Below are 19887 nucleotides of genomic sequence, written 5' to 3'. Positions count from 1 at the left end.
CTCACGGCGTCGGTCGGGGGTGGCTAATGAGAAGTTTCTTTTACTTCACCCCGGAGAATAGCGGTAGATGAGTGACCGAGGCGGTCGATCGCGGGACCGGGGCGAATCGCCGACTTCGAACGGTGACGCGGCGGATTCGCTCGCGCCGACGCCTCCGAGTTCGACCGCCGCGGCCGACGACGGCGAAGGGACGAGCGGGCGACTGGTCGTCGTCTGCGGGCTCCCCGGCGTCGGCAAGACGACCGTCGCCGAGCGGATCGCCGCCCACGTCGACGGGCGGGTCCGCCGGACGGACGTGATACGCAAGGAGCTGTTCGACGAGCCCGAGTACACCGACGACGAGACGGAGGCCGTCTACGCCGAACTCCTCGCGCGCGCCGGCGAGGACGTGGCCGGCGGGGAGGCGGTCGTCCTCGACGCCACCTTCGCGGACGCCCGATTCCGGGCGGACGCCCGCGAGGCGGCCGCCGCGGCCGCGGCCGAGTTCGACCTCGTGGAGGTGGCCTGCGACGAGGCGGTCGTCGAGCGCCGGATCGAGCGCCGGGACGGGATCAGCGACGCCGACTTCGAGATCCACCTCCACTTCAAGGAGTTGTTCGACGGCGTCGCGGCCGACCACGTCGTCGTGGACAACTCCGGCACGGAGGCGGAGACGTTCGCGCAGGTCGACGCGGCGTTCGGCGGGGCGGCGTCGAGCGGCGATGGACCGGAGGGGCGGGGGGACCGCTCCGCGACGCTCTCGGACGCCGAGTGAGCGCCGTCGGTCCCGCCCTAGTGGCGTGGGAACAGATCGCGTGACGGGGGCACACACGCGTCTCCCATCACTTATACGGGCGAGCGCACTACGGATGGTATGAGCGAAGAATCCGGGCGGAAGAACCTCCGCATGCCCAACGACGACGAAGTGTTCGCCGTGGTGACCGAGCACCTCGGCGGCAACCACGTTCAGCTGCGCTGCGCCGACGGCGAAGAGCGACTCGGTCGGATCCCCGGCCGAATGAAGTATCGAACGTGGATCAGCGAGGGCGACGTCGTCCTCGCCGAACCGTGGGACTGGCAGGACGAGAAGGCGAACGTCGAGTGGCGGTACTCGGACGAGGACGCCGACCAGCTCCGCCGCGAAGGCCACATCCAGTAATCGAGCGCGCCGGTCGACCTCAGCGTCGGCCGCCTGCGAACCGTCTCTTCTGTCTCTTTCGGACGCGAACTCGACGAGCGATTGCTCAGCCGGTCGCCGCGGAGCACCGGGCGCCGAGCGCGGCCGCGCCGGCTCGGGTCGCCGCGCGATCGCCCGCAGTTCGCGCAACGCTTCTTCGTAGTATTGTGTTTTCTATCCAAAACCGTTATTACGGCGAGGCGCGTAGTCGGTGGTATGAGTTCGACAGAAGCCGCCCCGGCGGAGCCGATTCAGCTGGCCGACACCGACGCGTTCGACGCGCACGTCGCGGACCACGACGTGGTCCTCGTCGACTTCTACGCCGACTGGTGCGGCCCGTGTCAGATGATGGAAACGGCCGTCGAGGCGGTCGCGAACGACACCGACGCGGCGGTGCTGAAGGTCGACGTCGACGTCCACCAGGGCCTCGCCGGCAAGTTCGGTGTCCAGGGGATCCCGACGCTGCTCGTGTTCGCCGACGGCGAACCGGTCGAGCGGATGGTCGGCGCACAGACCGAGCAGGCGCTGACCGACGCGGTCGCCGACGCCGACGCCTGAACCGAGAGGCGCAGCCCGCGGCCACGCGGAAACCGACATCATGAGAACGATCCAACTCGACGCCGACGGTATGACCCCGAGAGAGCTCCGCGCGGACGTCCCCGCCCTCAGCGACGCGGCGTACTTCAACTACGGTGCGCACGGACCGAGCCCCGAGTACGTCGTCGAGGCGGCCGCCTCGTTCATCGAGGACCACGAGTTCGGCTCGGCGACGACCGACCCGTACGAACACGCCTTCGGGACGTACGACCGGGTGCGCGAGCGGATCGCGGCGTTCGTCGGCGCCGAGCCCGCGGAGATCGCGCTGACGGAGAGCACGACGGACGGGATCAACCGCGTCGCCGACGCGATCGACTGGGAGCCGGGCGACGTGGTCGTTCGGACCGACCTCGAACACCCGGCCGGCGTCCTCCCGTGGAAGCGCCTCGAACGCGAGGGCGTCGAGGTCCGCGTCCTCGAGACGGAAGACGGCCGCCTCGGCCGCGACGAATACGCCGAGGCGGTGGCCGACGCCCGCCTCGTCTGCTTCAGCGCGATCACTTGGACGCACGGCACGCGCCTCCCCGTCGCCGACCTCGTGGCGGTCGCGAACGACGCCGGCGCGTTCACCCTCGTCGACGCGGTCCAGTCGCCCGGACAGATGCCGATGGACGTGACCGAGTGGGGGGCCGACGCGGTCGCGGCGGCCGGCCACAAGTGGACGCTCGGTCCGTGGGGGGCCGGCTTCCTCTACGTCGACCGCGACGCCGCCGAGGGGCTCGAACCGCGCGCGGTCGGCTACCGGAGCGTCGCGGACCCGACCGGCGGCGAGATCGAGTTCAAACCCGCCGCGGAGCGGTTCGAGATCGGGACGACGACGGCCGCGGCGCACGTCGGCCTCGTCGAGGCGCTCGACGCGATCGAGGCCGTCGGCGTCGACGCGATCCAGTCCCGGATCGCGTCGCTCACCGACCGGCTCAAGGCGGGCGTCCCCGAGGGGCGACTCCTCAGCCCGCGGGAGCACGAGTCGGGGCTCGTCACGGTCGACGTCGACGACCCCGAGGCGACCGTCGAGCGGCTCGCGGCCGACGACATCGTCGTCCGGTCGCTGCCGCATCCGGACGGGATCCGGGTGTCGGTCCACGCGGTCTCGACGGAGGCGGAGATCGACCGGCTCCTCGACGCGTTGGAGCCGGAGTGGTGAGCCGCGGCGGGCGGTCTCCCGGTCCCGGGTCGGCGACGGACGCCACTCGACCGGACGCGTTTTAGTGCTCGACGGGCAAGACTGCGCATGGGATTCCACACGTTCGACGCCGACCAGGCGGAGGGGCTGGAGCGACCCGGGCGCTACCGCTGGGTGTCCGCCGAAGAGCTGATCGGGCCGCTGGTCGAGGCCGACGCCGCGGACGTCGCCGACCTCGGCAGCGGCACCGGGTTCTACACCGACGACGTGGCGCCGCACGTCGAGACCCTCTACGGCGTCGACGTCCAGTCCGAGATGCACGAGTACTACCGCGAGAAGGGCGTCCCGGAGAACGTCGAGCTCGTCGCGAGCGACGTCTCGGACCTGCCGTTCGACGACGACGAGCTCGACGGGGCCGTCTCCACGATGACGTACCACGAGTTCGCGAGCGACGCGGCGCTGGCGGAGGTCGCCCGCGTCGTGCGGTCGGGCGGCGTCGTCGTCACGTTCGACTGGAGCGGCGACGGCCCGGGCGATCACGGGCCGCCGGTCGACGAGCGGTTCTCGCCCGCGGAGGCGACCGCGGCGTTCGAGGCGGCGGGGTTCGAGGTCGTCTCGGCCGCGGGCCGCACCGAGACGTTCGGCGTCGTCGCGCGAGCGCCGTAGTCGCCCCGGGTCGGATCCGCTAAACGACTGTCTCAGAGTCGGAGTCGAACGTTCGTGAAGAAATAGCGTTACGTGCGTCCGGCTCGTAGGCGAGGTATGTCCGTCCGTGTCCGACCGACCGTCGTCGCCGCGCTCGCCCTGCTCGCGACGCTCGCCGCGCGACCGGCCGCGGCCCACGTCGACTACGTCACCGAGGAGTCGGGCGAGCCCCTCGACGCGGTGGCGTTCACCGCGGAGGTCCTGTCCGACCCGTTCAACGCGGCGCTGTTCGCGGGGTCCGGAGTCCTCGCGCTCGCCGGGCTGGCGGTGTACCTCTGGGTGCGCCCCACCATCGTCGACATCGTCGTCCTCCGCGAGAAGCTCGCCGGCTACGGCGACCTCGTCCCGTGGATGCTGCGCCTCGCCGTCGGGCTCCCGCTCGTCGGCGCCGGCTTCGAGGGGTACCTCTTCGCGCCGACGCTCGCGTTCGACACCGGCTCGAGCTCGCTCCTCCGAGTGCTGTTCATCGGGCTCGGCTTCTTCATCCTCTTCGGGCTGGCGACGCGGATCACCGCGACGGTCGGCCTGCTGACGTACGCGTGGGTGTTCCTCGCGGTCGACCCCCTCGTCTTCCTCGCCGTGGAGTACGTCCCGGTGTTCCTCGCGCTGCTGATCCTCGGCGGCGGCCGGCCGAGTGCCGACGACATGCTGCTGGCGGTCGCGAGCACGCCCGGATCGTACTACGGTCGGGTCGACCCCGTCCAGTACCTGAAGTCGTTCCTCGACCGGACGACCGCCCCGCTGCGGCGCTACGTCCCGACGGTGCTCCGGGTCGGGATGGGCGTCTCGTTCGTCTACCTCGGGTTCATCCAGAAGCTGGCCGACCCCGGCAGCGCGCTTCAGGTCGTCGAGAAGTACGACCTCACGGCGGTCGTCCCGGTCGACCCGGGGCTGTGGGTCGTCGGCGCGGGCGTGACCGAGATCGCCGTGGGGATCGCGCTGATCGCCGGCTTCTTCACCCGCGGCGCGGCCGCGCTCTCGTTCGTGCTGTTCACGACGACGCTGTTCGGGCTCCCGGACGACCCGGTCCTCGCGCACGTGGCGCTGTTCGGCATGGCGTCGGCGGTGTTCACGCTCGGGTCCGGGCCGCTTGCGTTCGACTACTGGTTCGGACGCCCCGCGCTCGACGAGGACGAGTCGGCGGTCGCGGCCGACTGACCGCGTCGGCCCGCGACGGCGGTCGGGGACCGCCGCCCCCGCCTCGCCGGCGGTTTTTAAGTGACTCTCGCGCGGTCAGAGTAATATGCGAGTGGACCTCGGCAACGCCCTGGAGACGACCCCGGGGCTCACGACGGAGACGCTGGACCGGCTCGACGACCGCGTCGCGGCCGCGCACGAGGGGATCGCGGCCGGAATGGCCGACGACGAGTTCGGGTACGCCGCCCTCACCCTGCCCGAGACCGCGGACCCGGACGCGATTCGCTCCGCGGTCGACGGGTTCGACCGCCCCGAGGCGGTGCTGACGGTCGGGATCGGCGGCAGCGCGCTCGGCGCGGCGACGCTGTCGAACGCCTTGGAGAGCGACGTCGACGCGTACGTCCTCGACAACGTCGACCCCGACGAGACGCGGCGCCTGCTCGCGGACCTCCCGCTCGGCGACACGGTCGTCAACGTGGTCTCGAAGTCGGGAACGACCGCGGAGACGCTCGCGAACTTCCTCGTCGTCCGCGAGGCGATGGCCGACGCGGGCGTCGACTGGACCGAGCGCACCCTCGTCACCACGGGCGAGTCGGGGAACCTCCGCGAACTGGCCGACCGCCATGGCCTTCCGTCGCTCCCGGTCCCCGACGGCGTCCCCGGGCGCTTCTCGGCGCTGTCGACGGTGGGGCTCGCGGTCGCGGCGCTCCAGGGCCACGACATCGAGGCCGTCCTCGCGGGCGGCCGCGACGGGATGGACGCGCTCGCCGGGTCGCTGTACGACTCGCCCGCGTACGCCTACGGCGCGGCGACGTACGCGCTCGCGGAGCGCGGCGCGCTCACCAACGCCGTGATGCCGTACGCCGAGTCGCTGGAGACGTTCGCGGAGTGGTTCGCCCAGCTGTGGGCCGAGAGCCTCGGGAAGGACGGGCTCGGACAGACCCCGGCGCGCGCGCTCGGCGCGACCGACCAGCACTCCCAACTCCAGCTGTACCGCGCCGGCCCGCCGGACAAGCTGGTGACGCTCGTGCGCCCGACCGAGCGCGCCGACGCGCCGATCCCCGAGACGGACCTCGACGGGCTCGCGTACCTCGGCGGCTCGTCGCTCGGCGGCCTGCTCGACGCCGAGTTCGAGGCGACCGAGGCGAGCCTCGCGGCGGCCGGCGTCCCCAACGTGCGCGTCGAGATCGACCGCGTCGACGAGCGGGCGCTCGGCGAACTCCTGTTCGGGATGGAGGCGGCCTGCGTGCTGTACGGCGAGCTCGCGAGCGTTTCGACGTTCACGCAGCCCGCCGTCGAGTGGGGGAAGAAGGCGGCCCGCGGGCTGCTCGGCGGCGGCGACTTCGACGAGGCCGACGCGGTCGCGGAGAAGCGCGAGCTCCGGATCGACTGAGGGGGGCGACCGCCGGGCGAGAGACCGGCGACGCGGTCCCCTTCCGGTGCGTCTAAAGCCCCGCGAGCCGTGGCTCCGGCAATGAGCGACGACCCCTCTGGGAGCGCCGTCGGCGAGCGGGTGTTCCGCGTCGCGAGCGCGCTGTTCGCGATCGTGTTCGCGCTGCTCGTCGCCAGCGCGATCACCGCCCCGGGCGCGGACCTCGCCGCCTCCCTCGGCCTGGTGTCGGAGGACACGACCGGCTACCGACTGCTCCGGACGCTGCTCCAGTTCGCCGGGTTCGCGGTCGCCGCCGTCGGCTACCTCGCGATCACCGGCGAGTGGGAGATCGCCCGTGTCTCCCGGCCCGACGCCCGCGAAGCAGCGATCATCGTCGGCGGCGGCGTCCTCCTGTTCGCGTTCCAGTACGGGGCCCTCCTGCTGCTCGATCAGGTCGGGCTCTCGACCGGGCAGAACCAGGCGGTCGTCCCCGCCGGCGACCCGGTGGTCTACTACCTCGCGATGATCGCCGTGTCGCTCGCGGTGGTCGGCCCGGTCGAGGAGCTGCTGTTCCGCGGCGTCGTCCAGGGCGGCGTCCGGCGCGCGTTCGACGCCGTCCCCGCGGTGCTCATCGCGAGCCTCGCGTTCGGCCTGATCCACCTCCCCTCGGTCTCCGGGACGATGGTCGAGCAGTGGGCGTACGTCGGCGTCGTGATCGTGTTGGGGTCGGTCCTCGGCGCGCTCTACGAGTGGACGGACAACGTGGTGGTGCCGGGGCTGGTCCACGGCATCTACAACGCGATCACCTACGCGGTGCTGCTCGCGCAGGCGGTGTAGCCCGCCGGCGCGGGCCGTTCAGAAGTCGGCCTTCCCCCACCGGAGGTCGTCGTAGGTCGCCTGCTGGTCGCTGCCGAGCCGTTCCTCGAACTTCCGGCGGAGCGCCGCCTTCTCGCTGGCGGAGATGCGCGCCAGCGCGTCCGCCTTCGAGACCGGCTCCGGCGGCCCGCGGGTCGCCGCCACCTCCGCGACCACCTGCCGGGTGAGCCGCTCACGGGTCGCCACGTCGCGGGTGAAGGCGTACGGCGCCTCCAGCTTGTACGTCACGTCGGTCCGCGGGTCGTAGACGATCATGAACGTGGGCTCGTACAGCTCGGGGTCGAGCTCGCGGTCGACGCCGAGCGCGTCGCCGTCCGCGGCCATCGGCGCGTCCGCGCCGCCGCGGCTCCGGAACCACGTCGTGAACGTGAGGTCGTCGTCGAGGCGGGCGCCGCGGTCGGCGCCGCCGCGACCGTCGTCGCCGCCGATCCCCGCGTCGCCGCCCGGTTCGCGCCGCTCCAGCAGCCGGGTGAACAGCGCGGTGTCGTCGGGCCACGGCGACTCGACGCCGGCGCGCGAGAGCGCGCGGGTGGCGGTCGCGCTCGCGGGGTTCTTGACGAACCCGGCCAGCGGCACATCGCGTTCGACGAACCGCTCGACGAGCCGGACGTACTGCTCGACGACCGCGCGGGGCTTCGCCTCGCGAGCGAGCGCGCCGAGTTCGGGGTCGCGGTCGGCCCAGGTGAACAGCTCCTTCGGGTAGACTGGCCCGTCAAGGACGAGGAGGTCGTCGACGCGGTCGGCGTGGTCGAGCGCGTGGGTCCCCTCCGCGAGGTACAGGGCGAGCGCGTGGACGACCCGCTCCGCGTAGCGGTTCACCCGCGGGACGTGGAGCACGCGCTGTTTGGTGTGGCCCTCGTCGCGGCGGGTCCACTCGCTGTCGAAGCCCGCGGTCGAGTCGCCCGCGTGGACCGTGGCGACGATGGTCCGGTCGCGGTGGAGGTCGAGGTCCGTCGGCGAGCTCGCCATCGCCGCGTGCGCGACGTCGACGACGAGGCCGTTCTTGAACGTCGTGGGGTTGATCGTCCCCGAGTCGAGCCCGTGGACCGTCTCGAACGGGCGCTCCGCGAGCGCCACGTCGTCGATGGCGGCCCGGCGGCGCTCGTGGTCGCCGAACGCTTCGAGCACGACCCGGCCGTCGCGGCGCAGCTCGGGGAGCCACTCCCGCCAGACGCGCTCGGCGAGGTCGTCGTGGTCCGTCGCGTCCACGTCGCCGCCGATGCCGTACGCGAGCTGGGCGATGTTCTCGACGTGGATCGGATCGAGCGTCACGACCGTACGGCGGGCCGGGCCGATATAAAAGGCGTCGGCCGCCGCGGTCGGCGGTGTCGCCGGTCGAGCGCCCGCGGGTCGGCGGGTCGGATCGGCCGGATAGACGAACCAGTTCGACTATCATCGAAGAAGCAGCAAAGATAGCTGGTTGCGGTACGGCGCCCGGTACGAGATAGTTCAGGCGGTTATCACGTCTGAGAGCCGCCGAACAGGGGTATCAGCAATAATACTTAGAGACGATGGACTTTTATGCCATACGACAATCAGCGGGTATGGCAGAGACTGCGACCGGGGTCGACTCGGAGGGATCGGGCGGGCTGGCGGAGAGCGTGCGGGACGTGATCCGCTACATTCCGGACGGCACCTCGATGCCGGAAGAAATGTGGGAGCCGCGGCATCGGAACATCTTGATTCTGATCGCCGTACAGGTACCGTTGCTAGTCGGTCTCGGCCTCTACAACGGCACGGAGTCCGTCACGGGCGCACAGATCCCAGCGACGCCGCTGTGGATGCTCGGCGCGTTCGTCGCCGTCATCCTCGGCACCGGCGCGCTGGCGAACTGGTCGCGGCTCAGCCGCCGCCAGCGGTCGGTGCTCACGGCGTTCAGCCTGATAACCGTCTCGATGGCGCTGGTGAAGCTGTCGGGCGGGTACATCGAGGCGCACTTCAGCTTCTTCGTGTTCGTCGGGGTGCTCGCGCTGTACGAAGACTGGGTTCCGTTCGCCATCGGCGTCGGCTACGTGGCGGTCGGGCACGGCGCGTTCAGCCTCATCGACTCGAGCCTCGTCTACAACCACACCGCGGCGATCGAGAACCCGATCGTCTGGGGCGGCATTCACGCGTTCTTCGTGCTCGGGCTCGTCGGCGCGCTGATGGTCAACTGGTACTCGATCGAGAAGTCGCGCGAGGCGGCGCGCGAGCAGCTCGCGCTGGCGGAGCAGAAGCAGTCGGAGATCCAGGACGTCGAGGCCGCGAAGGCGGAGGTCGAGGAGCGTCGCGAGGAGGTCGAGCGGTTGAACAGCCACCTCGAGACGAAGGCCGACGCCTACAGCGCGGCGATGAACCGGGCCGCCGACGGCGACCTGACCGTTCGCCTCGACGCCGAAAGCGAGAGCGAGGCGATGGCGAAGATCGGCGCGGCGTTCAACGGCATGATTGACGACATCGACGACGCGATGGGGGAGGTCCGGTCGTTCGCCCAGCAGGTGTCGGACGCGAGCGAGAACACGGTCGACGGCGTCGAGACCGCGGCCGACCGAAGCGAGGCCGTGAGCCAGTCGGTCGGCGAGATCGCCGAGGGCGCCGACGAGCAGCGCGAGATGCTGCGGCAGGTGTCCGACGAGATGAACGACCTCTCGGCCACGATCGAGGAGGTGGCCTCCTCGACGCAGACCGTCGTCGAGGTCGCGGAACAGACCGCCGACATCGCCGACGAGGGCGAGGAGACCGCCGACGCCGCGATCGAGCGCGTCGAGGAGTCACGCGAGGCGCTCGACTCCGCCGCGGAGACCGTCCAGAAGCTGGACAACCGGATGGAGGACATCGGCGAGATCGTCGACCTCATCGGCGACATCGCCGAGCAGACGAACCTGCTCGCGCTCAACGCCAACATCGAGGCCGCCCGCGCGGGCGGGAGCGGCGGCGGGAGCGACGGGTTCGCGGTCGTCGCCGACGAGGTGAAACAGCTCGCCGAGGAGACCCAGGACGCGGCCACGGAGATCGAGGATCTCATCGGCGCGACGCAGTCGCAGACCGACGGGACGGTGAAGGCGGTCCGGAGCGCCGAAGAGAACATCGCCGCGGGCGCGGAGGCGGTCGACGACGCCGCGGACGCGTTCGCGCGGGTGTCCGATAACGCCGCGGAGGCCGGCGAGGGGATCCGGGAGATCAGCCGGGCGACCGACGACCAGGCGGCCAGCACGGAGGAGACCGTCTCGATGGCCGAGGAGGTCGCGGACATCAGCCAGTCGACGGCCGACGAGGCCGACGCGGTCGCCGAGGCGGCCGACGAGCAGCTGACCGCGATGAGCGCGGCGACGACCGAGGCTGGTTCGCTCGCGCAGCAGGCGGAGCGGCTCGGCGCGCTCGTGCGCGACTTCGACGTCTCCAGCGAGGGGGTCGACCCTGACGGCTCGCCCGGACCGAACGTCGCGGTCGGCGACGGCGGGCAGCCCGAGTAGTCACGGAGAACCGAGGCGGCTTTTTTTGGAGGCAGTCGTCAGGGGCGTCGCGGAGCGACGCGGCGCGTCAGTCGGTCGTCGACTCGCGTCGGAGCGTTTCGAGGACCGCCAGCGCGCGCTTCACCTGTGCGGCGTCCTCGACGAACACCAGCGTCCGGGGCGGTCGCACCGCCTTCGGGCGGACGCGGAGGTCGGCCTCCCTCGCCGCCGTCGCGACCGCGTCCGGGGCGGCCGTCGCCTCGATCCGGACGCGGTCCGGCTGGACGTACACTTCCGCGACGTGGTCGGCGCGCTCGTCTCCGCCGTCCGAGCCGCCGCGCTCGCGGGCGATCCGGTACGCCAGCGCGCCGTCGGCCGCGGGCTCGACGTCGCGGTCGGCGTCGACGACGGTCAGCCCGCGGAGCCGGCTCTCGTTGCCCGTCACCTCCGAGGCGAGCAGCTGGGCGAGCCTGACGCCGTCGGTGAGGCGGTCCGTCACCATCTCAGGCCGCCCCCGGGTCGTCGACGTCGGTCGGATCGGCCCCGTCGTCGGCGGTCTCCTCGTCGGTCGCCGCGCCGAGATCCTCGCGCACGTCGGCCGCGAGGCGGTCGACCGTCGCACCCTGCTCGCGGGCGTAGAGGACCGCTGCGGCCTCGATGGTGACCGCTAGCGCGCGCTGGCGCTCGTTGATCGCGGCGACCGCGCGCTGCTTCTCGACGCCCGCGGCGACGATGGCGTCGAGCGCGCTCTCGAAGGTGGACTGCTCTCGGAGGACCGACTCGTCCGGGACGAACCCCTCGGGGACGGTCACCTCGGCCGGGTCGAATTGGAGGACCAGGTCGCCGTCCTCGGACGCGAGCAGACCGCGGCCCACGGCGACGTCGACGAGCCGCTTCGCCTGGTCGGGCGAGAACCACTCCCGCTCCAGCGACAGCGCGACAACGAACTCCCCCTGTCCGAGCCGGTCCTGGGCCCGGGCCTTGAACGGGGCGGCGACGGCGACCTCCAGACTCATACGGAACGGACGGATCGGCGGGCCCGTAAACGTGTCGAACGCGGGGTCGATCCGGCCGGGCGCGCCTCAGTCGTCGCCGCCCGGAGTCGCGGCGGCGGTCTCGCTCGCCTCGCCGCCAGCGTCGGCGGGGGTCGGACTCGCGTCGATCGTGTAGCCGGTCGCGGCCATGGCGAACAGCACAAGCGGCGAGAGGAACGCGAACAGGTAGTACGGCGCGTACTCCAGGGTCGGCACGCCGGTGACGCTTGCCATGTACACCGCGCCCGCGTGCCACGGGAACAGCGCGCCGGTCGGCGTCCCAGCGGCCTCGACGGCGCGGGAGAGCTGGTCGGTGTCGAGGCCGAACTCGTCGTAGGTGTTCCGGAGCGTGACGCTCGGGAGGACGATGCTCATGTACTGCTGCGCGGTGAGTGCGTTGATGACGATCGCGGAGACGCCGGTGCCGGCGACGAGCGCGCCGGGGCTCCGCACGGCGGACGTGAACGCGTGGGCGATCACCGCGAGGACGCCCGTGCGCTCTAGGATGCCGCCGAGCGCGAGCGCGGCGACGACGACTGTGATGGTCCACGCGGAGCCCGTGAGCCCGCCGGTCGCGAGGAGGTCGTTGACGAGCGTCGACCCCGATTCCGGGGCGGTGCCGTACATGAACGTCTCCCACGCGGCGACGAAGCCGACTCCCTGGACGAGGATCGTCGTGAGCGCGCCGGCGAACACGCCGGCGACGAGCGTCGGGAGGGCGGCGTAGCCGCGCAGCGCCAGCCCGAAGGTGACGACCAGCGGAATGAACGCGACGACGGTGATCGCGTACGTCTCGCCGAGCGCGCCCTGTATCTCCGCGATCCGGCCAGCCGGGATGGACCCGCTCGCGCGGAGCCCGAGCGCCGTGAACCCGAGCACGGCGAGCCCGAAGGCGATCGCCGTGCCGGTCCGCATCCGGCGGATGTGCCCGTAGAGGTCGGTGTTCGCGACGCCCGCCGCGAGGTTCGTGGTGTCGGAGAGCGGTGACTGCTTGTCGCCCGCGTACGCGCCCGAGAGGACCGCGCCGACCGTCATCGGGGCGGGGACGCCGAGCCCCGCGCCGATGCCGACGAAGGCGACGCCGAGCGTCCCCACCGTCGTCCACGAGGAACCGATGGCGAACGCGACGACCGCGGCGACGACCGCCGCCGCCGGGAGGAACGTCGTCGGCGAGAGGATCTCCAGGCCGTAGTACATCAGGCCGGGGATCGTGCCGGCGCTGACCCACGTCGCGATCAGCCCGTAGATGGTGAAGATGATGAGGAGCGCCTGAAGCCCCATGACGAGGCCGTTCGCGATCCCGTCGAACAGTTCGTCCCAGTCGTAGCCGAGCCAGAGGCCGAACGCGCCGACGAAGGCGATACTCCACAGGAGCGGTGGGTGCGGGTCGAGGCCGAGGACGGCCGAGCCGATGCCGAGGAACGCCACGACGGCGAGGACCGGGACCAGCGCCGCCGCGAGGCTCGGGCGGCGGTCTGGGTCGAGGTCGTCGTACGCCGTCGGAGTGAACGAGCGTGCCATATCCGGCTGTATTCGTTTGAAGCATAAGTATGGCTCGAAATATGCGTGTGATAGATACGGATAGATCTTGCCGGTTGCGGTCGGCTGCTCACGCGGTTCCCGCGGCAGTCCCCGCGTCAGACCGTGTGCCGCCGTGTCGCGGGGGTCCGCGAACGGACGCTCTTATACGCGTCGGCGGCGAAGCCGGTGTAACATGATATTCGAGGGCCTCCCGACGACTCCGCGCTCCGAGGAGCTCGTCGACAAGGCGTTCTCGCGGGCGGCGCGGGCCGGCCGCGCGAAGCGCGGCCATGAGGCGCAGGAGTCGATGTTACGGACTGCCGGCAACGTGCTCTCGGACAACTTAGAGAACGTCGTCACCTCGTGGCCGGACTTCGGCTTCGACGTCGACCCGTTCTACTACGAGCTCGCGGACGCGCTCGTCGACGTCGACCGCCTCCGCCAGGCGCTCTCGCAGGTGATGTGGGCCAGCCGCCAGATCGAGGACCTCCGCGATGAGTACACCACGAAGGTCCGGAACTCCGACGTGGACACCGCGCGGAAACACCGCAAGCAGGCGTTCGCCCGCATGGCGGACGTCATGGACCAGATCGAAGACGACCTGCGCTACATCGGCGACTCCCGGGACCAGCTGAGGGTGCTGCCGGACGTCAAGCCCGACGAGCCGGCCGTCGTCGTCGCCGGCTACCCGAACGTCGGGAAGTCGTCGTTCGTCAACCGGGTCACCCGCGCGTCGAACCAGATCGCGGAGTACCCGTTCACGACGAAGGGCGTCCAGATCGGGCACTTCGAACGCGACCACGTCCGGTACCAGATCGTCGACACGCCCGGGCTCTTAGACCGCCCGGAGGACGAGCGCAACGACATCGAGCGGCAGGCGGTGAGCGCCCTCGAACACCTCGCGGACGCCGTGGTCTTCGTCATCGACCCCTCGGGCGACTGCGGCTACCCGCTCGAGGTCCAGCTCGAGCTCCGCGAGGAGGCCCGCGAGCTGTTCGGCGCGGACGTGCCGCTGCTCACGGTGGCGAACAAACACGACCGCTTCGAGGCGGTCAAGGCGGAGTCGGTCGACGCGACGATGAGCGTCACGGAGGACGAGAACGTCGAGGGCGTCCTCGACATGGCCGTCGACGCGGTCGGCTACGAGCCCGACCTCCCCACGCGCGACGGGGAGTAGTCGACAGGCTCGGCGACGACGGTCGAAAAACGAGGTTTTTTCGCGGCGTTACTCCGGAACCGCTTCGTACACGACGTTCACCGTGACGCGGACGCTCACGTCGCCGCTCTCGACGGCGGTCGAGGCGCCGCCGTCGCCGCCGGCCGCCGCGTCGTACGACTCGGCCACGTACGGGCTCGACCGCGACTGCGCCGTCGACACCTCGTAGACGCCGGAGACCTCCAGTCCGCTCGCGTTGGCGAGCGCGGCCGCGTCGTCGTCGGCGTTCGACATCGCCTGGTCGATCGCCTGCTCGCGGACCTCGCGCTCCGTCTCCTCGGTCAGCCCGAACTGGATCCGCTGGACCTGGTCCGCGCCCGCGTCGACCGCGACGTCGATCACCTCGCCGACGGCGTCGACGTCGTCGACCTCGATCGCGTACTGGTGGACGCCCTCGTACCGCGTCCGGTTCGGGTCGTCGCGGGTCTCGTAGCTCTCGCGGACGTCGTACTGCTCGGTCCGGATCGCGTCGTCGGCGAGCCCCCACTCCGTCAAGGCCGCCCGGAGCTCCTCGTCGCCGGCGGCCAACTCGTCGCGGACCGCCTGCGCGTCGGACCCGGTCGCGGTGACGCCGACCCGGAGCGTGGCGCGGTCCGGCGTCGACGTCGCCTCGCCGGCGGCCGTCACTTCGATACTCCGTTCCAGTTGCGCCTCGTCGCCGTCCGTCGGGGTCGCGGTCCCCGCGAACCCCGCGCAGCCGGCCAACGCGACGAGCGCCGCGATGCCGATGAGTGCCGTCAGTCGTCTGTCCATACGCGACCGTTCGTCGGCGGCCGGCTATAAGACGACGATAACGCAAAGAGCCGTTTTTCCTATCGCCCGTCGTCGCGGTCGGGGGCTTCGTCCGCCTCGGCCTCCTCGTCGGCGGCGTGGTGGTCCGCGATGAAGGCGTCGTCGAGGTGCGGCTGCTCGTCGGTGGGAGCGTCGGCCTCGTCGGGCGACGCTGCGGCGCGGGCGCCATCGGCCGCGTCGCGGGCGTCGTTCGAGTCGCCGCCGTCGCCGTGGGCGTCGCCGTCGGGGGCTGCATCGACCTCGCGGGGCTCGCCGGACCGCACGTCGGTCCCCTGGGAGCGCTCCGACTCGCGCTCGATGCCGCCGGACACGGCGACGTCGCGGCGACCCGACCCGAACAGTCGCTCGCGCAGCGACCGGCTGCTGGGTCGCTCGGTGAGCAGCACCGAGGCGTCGACGTCGTGGATCACGTCGAGGTGAAGCGAGTTCGAGACGAGCCGTGAGAGCAGCCCCTTCTCCGTGGCCCCGATGATGACCAGCGTCTTGTCGGCGGCCGCCCGGCAGATGCCGTCCTCCACGTCGCCGCCGTCGTCGACGACGAGCTCCGCGTCGTCGAGGTCGTGTTCCGCCGCCCACTCGGCGAGGAACGCCTCGCCGCGCGCCCTGCCGTCCGGGCCGTCCACCACGTGGAGCAGCGTCACCTCAGCCCCGGTGGTCTCGGCGAGCACCTTCGCCACCTCGGCGCTGAGGTCGGAGTCCGGCCCGCCGGAGGTCGGGATGAGGATCCGCGAGGTGTCGAGCTCGCGCTCGTTGAGGATGAGGAAGTCGCAGGGGAGCTGGTTGGTGAGCTCGTCGATGGGGCGCTCGGCGCGGGCGGCGCTCCAGAGCTGGTCGTCGCCCCAGCCCATCAGCACGGCGTCCGGGCGGGTCCGGCGCGCCATGTTGAACACCTCCTCGAACGAGCGGTGCGAGACGACCGTCGACGTCGACACCTCCACCTCGTGTTCGGCCGCCGTCGAGCGCAGGTTCGCCATCCCCTCGGCGGAGGCGTCCGCGATGCGCTGCCCGGCGTCGCCCGAAGACAGCGACATCCGCTCCGGCGCTTGGACGACGTGGACGATGTGGACGACGCCGTCCTCGTGGCTGCTCGCGAGCCGCGCCGCCAGCTCGACTATCGGGCCGTCGGTCCGGGGGTTCGTGATCGGCACCATGACGCGGTACCCCTCGCCCGCGAACAGCGTCGCCTCGGTGGCGTCGAGTATGGGGACGTACGAGCGCCCGGCCGCGCGGCCGAACACCCACTCGGGGACCGTCAGGCGACGGCTCACGCCCTCGAAGCGCGCCTCCTCGAGGCGCTCCTCGCTGGTCTGGAAGTAGTTGACGAGCGTGACCAACACGATCCCGCCGAGCGTGTTCCCGATCAGCACCGGAATCACGAACCCGACGATCCCGGAGTAGAGGCTGAGCTCCGCGCCGTACAGCGGGATGTCGTGCTGGAAGAACAGGTAGAGGACCTCGGTGAAGGAGACGACCACGTGGAACAGGTCGCCGAGCGGGATCGCGAGGAACGCGAGGTAGACGACCAGCATCCGGCTCACCGAGTCGGTGGAAGCGAAGCCGACCCAGACGACGCCGGCGACGATCAGCCCCGCCATCGCGGCCTTGAAGAACAGCGGTACGGTGCCGACTTTGAACCCACCTTCCGAGATGTACCGCGCCGCGTCGACGGTGTCGCCCGTGAAGACGCCGCCGTACGACAGCACGAGCGCGCCGATCCCGCCGCCGACGAAGTTGCCCGCGAGCACGATCGTCCAGTGGCGAAGGAGCGTCGGGAGGCTCGCGAGCCGTTCGAGCGTGAGCGCCACTGGCGGGAGGGTGTTCTCGGTGTACAGCTGGTAGCCGCCGATGATGATGTAGATGAACCCGAGCGGGTACAACAGGACGCTCAGGATGGGGTCGCGGCCGGTCGCCGCCGTCAGCGACGCGTACAGCATGAACGTGATCGTGATCGCCAGCCCGGCGGCGAGGCCGCTGAAGAACAGCTCGCGGCTCCCCGAGGTCACCTCCTCGTCCGCGGCCGCAATGATCCGCTGGAACACCTCGTCGGAGGAGAACCGGTCCCGGACGGCCTCGCCGACCGCGGGCGCGCCGCTCCGGGACCGCTCGACGACTTCCCGCATCGAGTCGTCGTCAGGTTGCGTGGAATCCGTCACTGGCCGAGGCCACGGCGGCCCAATAAAAAGCCCTTACTCTTCGGATCACGTCGCCGCGAGAGCGGACGACGGCGGCAGGAGCGGTGCGCCGCCCTCAGGCGCGCTCGACGGTCACCGTCCGGACCTCGACGCGGACCGACCTCCCGACGACCGCCTCGATCCGGCCGTCGAGCGCAGGCGCGATCCCCGCCACGGTGCCGTCGGGCGGCGCGCCGACCGTAACCACCACCCGGTCGGTCTCCAGGGGCGGCACCGTCCCGGAGCGCTCCATCGTGAGCTCGAGCAGCTCGAACTCCGAGTCCAGCGCCGTCAGCTCGTCGGTCGCGGCGGCGCGGATGTCGGCCTCGGTGGTCGAGGCGACGTAGGAGTCGTAGGTGACGCCGCCGAGGAACACCGACAACAGCGCGATGGCGACCACCAGCACGGCGGCGCGTTTGACGAACGCGGCGCGCGCGTCGTCCTCGCGGAACCACCGCTGCGGCCGGTAGCCCTCGTACCACAGCATCACCAGCGCGGAGAGGTTGATCGAGAGGACGTTCACCGCCACGATGATGCCCGCGCCGAGCACGAGCCGCGGGATCCGGAAGGCGATCCCGATGCCGACCGCGGCCGCCGGCGGAATGAGCGCCACCGCGATCATCACGCCGACGAGGGTCGCCGAGACGCCCGTCATCAGCGAGACGATGCCCGCGACGCCGGCCCCGACGGCGACGACCAACACGAGGGCGTTCGGGGCGAGCCGCTCGGACACCTCCGCGAGTTCGAGCGGGTCGAGTCCGGGCGGGACCAGGGCGAGCGAGCGCAGCGCGAACGCGAACAGCGTGGCGGCGAACACGGCCACGACGACGCCGAGCACCTGCATCCGCACGCCGCGGCGGAACAGCGCCTCGTCGTCGACGACGGTGCCGATGGCGGCCGACATCGCCGGCCCGATGAGCGGCGCGATCACCATCGAGCCGACCACGGTGGCGGGCGAGTCGAGCAGCAGCCCCGCCGTGGCGATCACGGCCGAGATGACGGTCATCAGCACGTACGTCCCCAGCCCGGAGGCGAGATCGTCCGCCTTCGCCTGAAGCTCCTCCCGAGAGATGCGGTCGCCGCTCCGCTCCGCGTCGGCCTCGTACTCCTCCTCGAGCGCGTCGAACCGGCGCGAGATGACCGTCTCGGCCGCGACGATGACCGTGTAGGTGCTCTCGTCGATCCCCGCCTCCCGCAGTCGGTCGAGGACCGGCTCGACGGCGGCGGTCGGCAGCGGGAACGTCGCGACCGCGGTGTACTCCCGACCGCTCGTCTCGTCGGTGACGACGTAGTCGACCCCCTCGTCGTCGAGCGCGCGGACGACCGCCGCCCGCTTGCCCGCCGGAATCATGACCTGAACGAGTCGCACGGTCGCCGGTCGCGCCGACGGTTCTTATAGGATCGGCACGCCGCGAGCCGCCCGGGCCACGAGAAACGGAACTTTAATGCGCGAATCGCTCGCACCTCCAGCCAAGAATGATCTCGCCGCTGGTCATCGACACGTTCCTGCTCGACTACCACCTCGGGCACGTCATACTGTTCGGGCTCGTCGTCTCGCTTCTGGGTGCCGCGCCGCTGAAGTCGCAGAAGGCCATCGCGTCGATCTTGGCGGTGTTCGGGGTCGTCTTCCTGATGGCGCCGTACACGACGATGCCGCCGACGTTCATCCTCCTCGGCATCCCGCTCGTCCTCATCGGTGCGCTGCTGTGGACGATGGCCCGCTGAGCCCGCCGGACGGAACGCCCGACTGAACCCTGCCCGACGCGCCCGCTCTCTCCTCTCCTCCCGCCGACCGTGTTCGGCGCCGTCGCGGTCCCACTATCTGTTCGATCCCGCTCCTTTTTGCCCCACCGGGGACACTGCCCGCCATGGTAACGGTACGGGCCCCCGCGACGAGCGCGAACCTCGGGAGCGGCTTCGACGTGTTCGGGGCGGCCCTCTCGCGGCCGGCCGACGTCGTCACGGTCGAGAAGGCGGCCGAGACGACGATCGAGGTCACGGGCGTCGGCGCGCAGTACATCCCGGAGGACCCCGAAAAGAACACGGTCGGCGCCGTCGTTGAGGCGCTCGACGCGCCGGCGCGAATCCACATCGATAAGGGCGTGCGCCCGGCATCCGGGCTCGGCTCCTCCGCCGCGAGCGCCGCGGGCGCGGCCGTCGCGCTCAACCGACTGTACGACCGCGGGCTCTCGCGGGAGGAGCTGGTCCCGATCGCCGCGGAGGGCGAGGCCGTCGTCTCCGGGGTCGCGCACGCGGACAACGTCGCCCCCTCGATCCTCGGCGGGTTCACCGTGACGACGGCCGAGGGGACCCACTCGGTCGACGCCGCCGTCCCGCTCGTCGTCTGCCTGCCCGACGTCGCGGTCTCGACCCGCGACGCGCGCCGCGTCGTCCCCGAGACCGCCTCGATAGAGGACCTCGTCGAGACGGTCGGCAACGCGGCGACACTGGCGGTCGGCATGTGTCGCTCGGACCCGGACCTCGTCGGCCTCGGGATGACGGACCCGGTAGTCACGCCCGAGCGCGCCCGCCTCATCACCGGCTACGACGACGTGCGCGAGCGCGCCTTCGACGCCGGCGCGACGGGCGTCACCGTCAGCGGCGCGGGCCCCGCGGTGATCGCGGCCTGCCGCGAGCGCGACCGCCGCGGCGTCGCCGCCGAGATGATCGACGCCTTCGCCGGCGCCGGGATCGAGGCGCGGGCGTACCAGACCCGGATCGGCCGCGGCTCGACGGTCATCGACGACTGACCGCCG

General features: G+C 71.4%; 19 protein-coding genes. 12 read left to right on the top strand and 7 right to left on the bottom strand.

Going from position 1 to position 19887, the window contains the following annotated elements; translation table 11 throughout:
* The first annotated feature begins 67 nt into the window (after positions 1 to 67).
* The 8 genes from ABNG04_RS03535 (at position 68) to ABNG04_RS03500 (ending at position 6927) form a co-directional block, all read left to right on the top strand.
* Entirely contained in the window at positions 68 to 754 is a 687-nt protein-coding gene (locus ABNG04_RS03535; RefSeq protein ID WP_371160096.1) for a P-loop nucleotide/nucleoside kinase family protein, read from the top strand.
* A 99-nt stretch (positions 755 to 853) separates the two neighbouring features.
* Positions 854 to 1138: a translation initiation factor eIF-1A gene (locus tag ABNG04_RS03530; RefSeq protein WP_006112429.1), complete on the top strand. Its 285-nt coding sequence runs from the start codon at positions 854 to 856 to the stop codon at positions 1136 to 1138.
* Between the two features lie 234 nt (positions 1139 to 1372).
* The gene (gene trxA, locus ABNG04_RS03525; protein WP_371160094.1) at positions 1373 to 1714 is read left to right on the top strand and encodes a thioredoxin; all 342 of its coding nucleotides are present in this window, start codon (positions 1373 to 1375) and stop codon (positions 1712 to 1714) included.
* 40 nt (positions 1715 to 1754) lie between these two features.
* The gene (locus ABNG04_RS03520; protein WP_371160092.1) at positions 1755 to 2897 is read left to right on the top strand and encodes an aminotransferase class V-fold PLP-dependent enzyme; all 1143 of its coding nucleotides are present in this window, start codon (positions 1755 to 1757) and stop codon (positions 2895 to 2897) included.
* 87 nt (positions 2898 to 2984) lie between these two features.
* A complete protein-coding gene (locus tag ABNG04_RS03515) occupies positions 2985 to 3542 on the top strand; it encodes a class I SAM-dependent methyltransferase (RefSeq protein WP_371160090.1) in 558 nt (185 codons plus the stop codon).
* Between the two features lie 96 nt (positions 3543 to 3638).
* Positions 3639 to 4739, top strand: coding sequence for a DoxX family protein (locus ABNG04_RS03510; protein WP_371160088.1), 1101 nt, complete (start codon positions 3639 to 3641; stop codon positions 4737 to 4739).
* A gap of 85 nt (positions 4740 to 4824) precedes the next feature.
* Complete coding sequence (locus ABNG04_RS03505) at positions 4825 to 6111, top strand: phosphoglucose isomerase-related protein (protein WP_371160086.1); 1287 nt, start codon at positions 4825 to 4827, stop codon at positions 6109 to 6111.
* Between the two features lie 81 nt (positions 6112 to 6192).
* Positions 6193 to 6927, top strand: coding sequence for a CPBP family intramembrane glutamic endopeptidase (locus tag ABNG04_RS03500; protein WP_371160084.1), 735 nt, complete (start codon positions 6193 to 6195; stop codon positions 6925 to 6927).
* A gap of 18 nt (positions 6928 to 6945) precedes the next feature.
* Here ABNG04_RS03500 and ABNG04_RS03495 read toward each other — a convergent pair whose 3' ends face one another.
* On the bottom strand, positions 6946 to 8238 hold the full coding sequence (locus ABNG04_RS03495) for a DNA double-strand break repair nuclease NurA (RefSeq protein ID WP_371160082.1): 1293 nt from the start codon (positions 8236 to 8238) through the stop codon (positions 6946 to 6948).
* A 272-nt stretch (positions 8239 to 8510) separates the two neighbouring features.
* Here ABNG04_RS03495 and ABNG04_RS03490 point away from each other — a divergent pair, with 272 nt between their 5' ends.
* Positions 8511 to 10418, top strand: coding sequence for a methyl-accepting chemotaxis protein (locus ABNG04_RS03490; RefSeq protein ID WP_371160081.1), 1908 nt, complete (start codon positions 8511 to 8513; stop codon positions 10416 to 10418).
* 67 nt (positions 10419 to 10485) lie between these two features.
* On the opposite strand, the gene ABNG04_RS03485 is transcribed toward ABNG04_RS03490, so the two are convergent.
* The 3 genes from ABNG04_RS03485 to arcD all read right to left on the bottom strand — a co-directional run bounded on the left by ABNG04_RS03485 (position 10486) and on the right by arcD (position 12952).
* The gene (locus ABNG04_RS03485; RefSeq protein WP_371160079.1) at positions 10486 to 10899 is read right to left on the bottom strand and encodes a DUF7993 family protein; all 414 of its coding nucleotides are present in this window, start codon (positions 10897 to 10899) and stop codon (positions 10486 to 10488) included.
* A 1-nt stretch (position 10900) separates the two neighbouring features.
* The gene (locus ABNG04_RS03480; protein WP_371160077.1) at positions 10901 to 11413 is read right to left on the bottom strand and encodes a DUF2240 family protein; all 513 of its coding nucleotides are present in this window, start codon (positions 11411 to 11413) and stop codon (positions 10901 to 10903) included.
* A gap of 66 nt (positions 11414 to 11479) precedes the next feature.
* Positions 11480 to 12952: an arginine/ornithine antiporter ArcD gene (arcD, locus tag ABNG04_RS03475; protein WP_371160075.1), complete on the bottom strand. Its 1473-nt coding sequence runs from the start codon at positions 12950 to 12952 to the stop codon at positions 11480 to 11482.
* 193 nt (positions 12953 to 13145) lie between these two features.
* On the opposite strand from arcD, the gene ABNG04_RS03470 reads away from it, so the two are divergent.
* Entirely contained in the window at positions 13146 to 14129 is a 984-nt protein-coding gene (locus ABNG04_RS03470) for an NOG1 family protein (protein ID WP_371160073.1), read from the top strand.
* Positions 14130 to 14177: 48 nt separating this feature from the next.
* On the opposite strand, the gene ABNG04_RS03465 is transcribed toward ABNG04_RS03470, so the two are convergent.
* From ABNG04_RS03465 to ABNG04_RS03455, 3 genes are all read right to left on the bottom strand, one after another.
* Positions 14178 to 14921, bottom strand: a complete 744-nt coding sequence (locus tag ABNG04_RS03465; protein ID WP_371160071.1) for an SIMPL domain-containing protein — start codon at positions 14919 to 14921, stop codon at positions 14178 to 14180.
* A 59-nt stretch (positions 14922 to 14980) separates the two neighbouring features.
* Entirely contained in the window at positions 14981 to 17113 is a 2133-nt protein-coding gene (locus ABNG04_RS03460) for a formate/nitrite transporter family protein (RefSeq protein WP_371160069.1), read from the bottom strand.
* 94 nt (positions 17114 to 17207) lie between these two features.
* On the bottom strand, positions 17208 to 18500 hold the full coding sequence (locus tag ABNG04_RS03455) for a TIGR00341 family protein (protein ID WP_510952307.1): 1293 nt from the start codon (positions 18498 to 18500) through the stop codon (positions 17208 to 17210).
* 107 nt (positions 18501 to 18607) lie between these two features.
* Here ABNG04_RS03455 and ABNG04_RS03450 point away from each other — a divergent pair, with 107 nt between their 5' ends.
* Positions 18608 to 18856, top strand: a complete 249-nt coding sequence (locus tag ABNG04_RS03450; RefSeq protein ID WP_371160067.1) for a DUF8006 family protein — start codon at positions 18608 to 18610, stop codon at positions 18854 to 18856.
* Positions 18857 to 18999: 143 nt separating this feature from the next.
* On the top strand, positions 19000 to 19881 hold the full coding sequence (locus ABNG04_RS03445) for a homoserine kinase (RefSeq protein WP_297885074.1): 882 nt from the start codon (positions 19000 to 19002) through the stop codon (positions 19879 to 19881).
* Positions 19882 to 19887: the final 6 nt, after the last annotated feature.

The sequence above is a fragment of the Halorubrum miltondacostae genome, assembly GCF_041379815.1.
GTDB lineage: Archaea > Halobacteriota > Halobacteria > Halobacteriales > Haloferacaceae > Halorubrum > Halorubrum miltondacostae.
The sequence above is the reverse complement of the archived record's forward strand: the minus strand, read 5'-3'. Positions and strand labels throughout refer to the sequence as shown.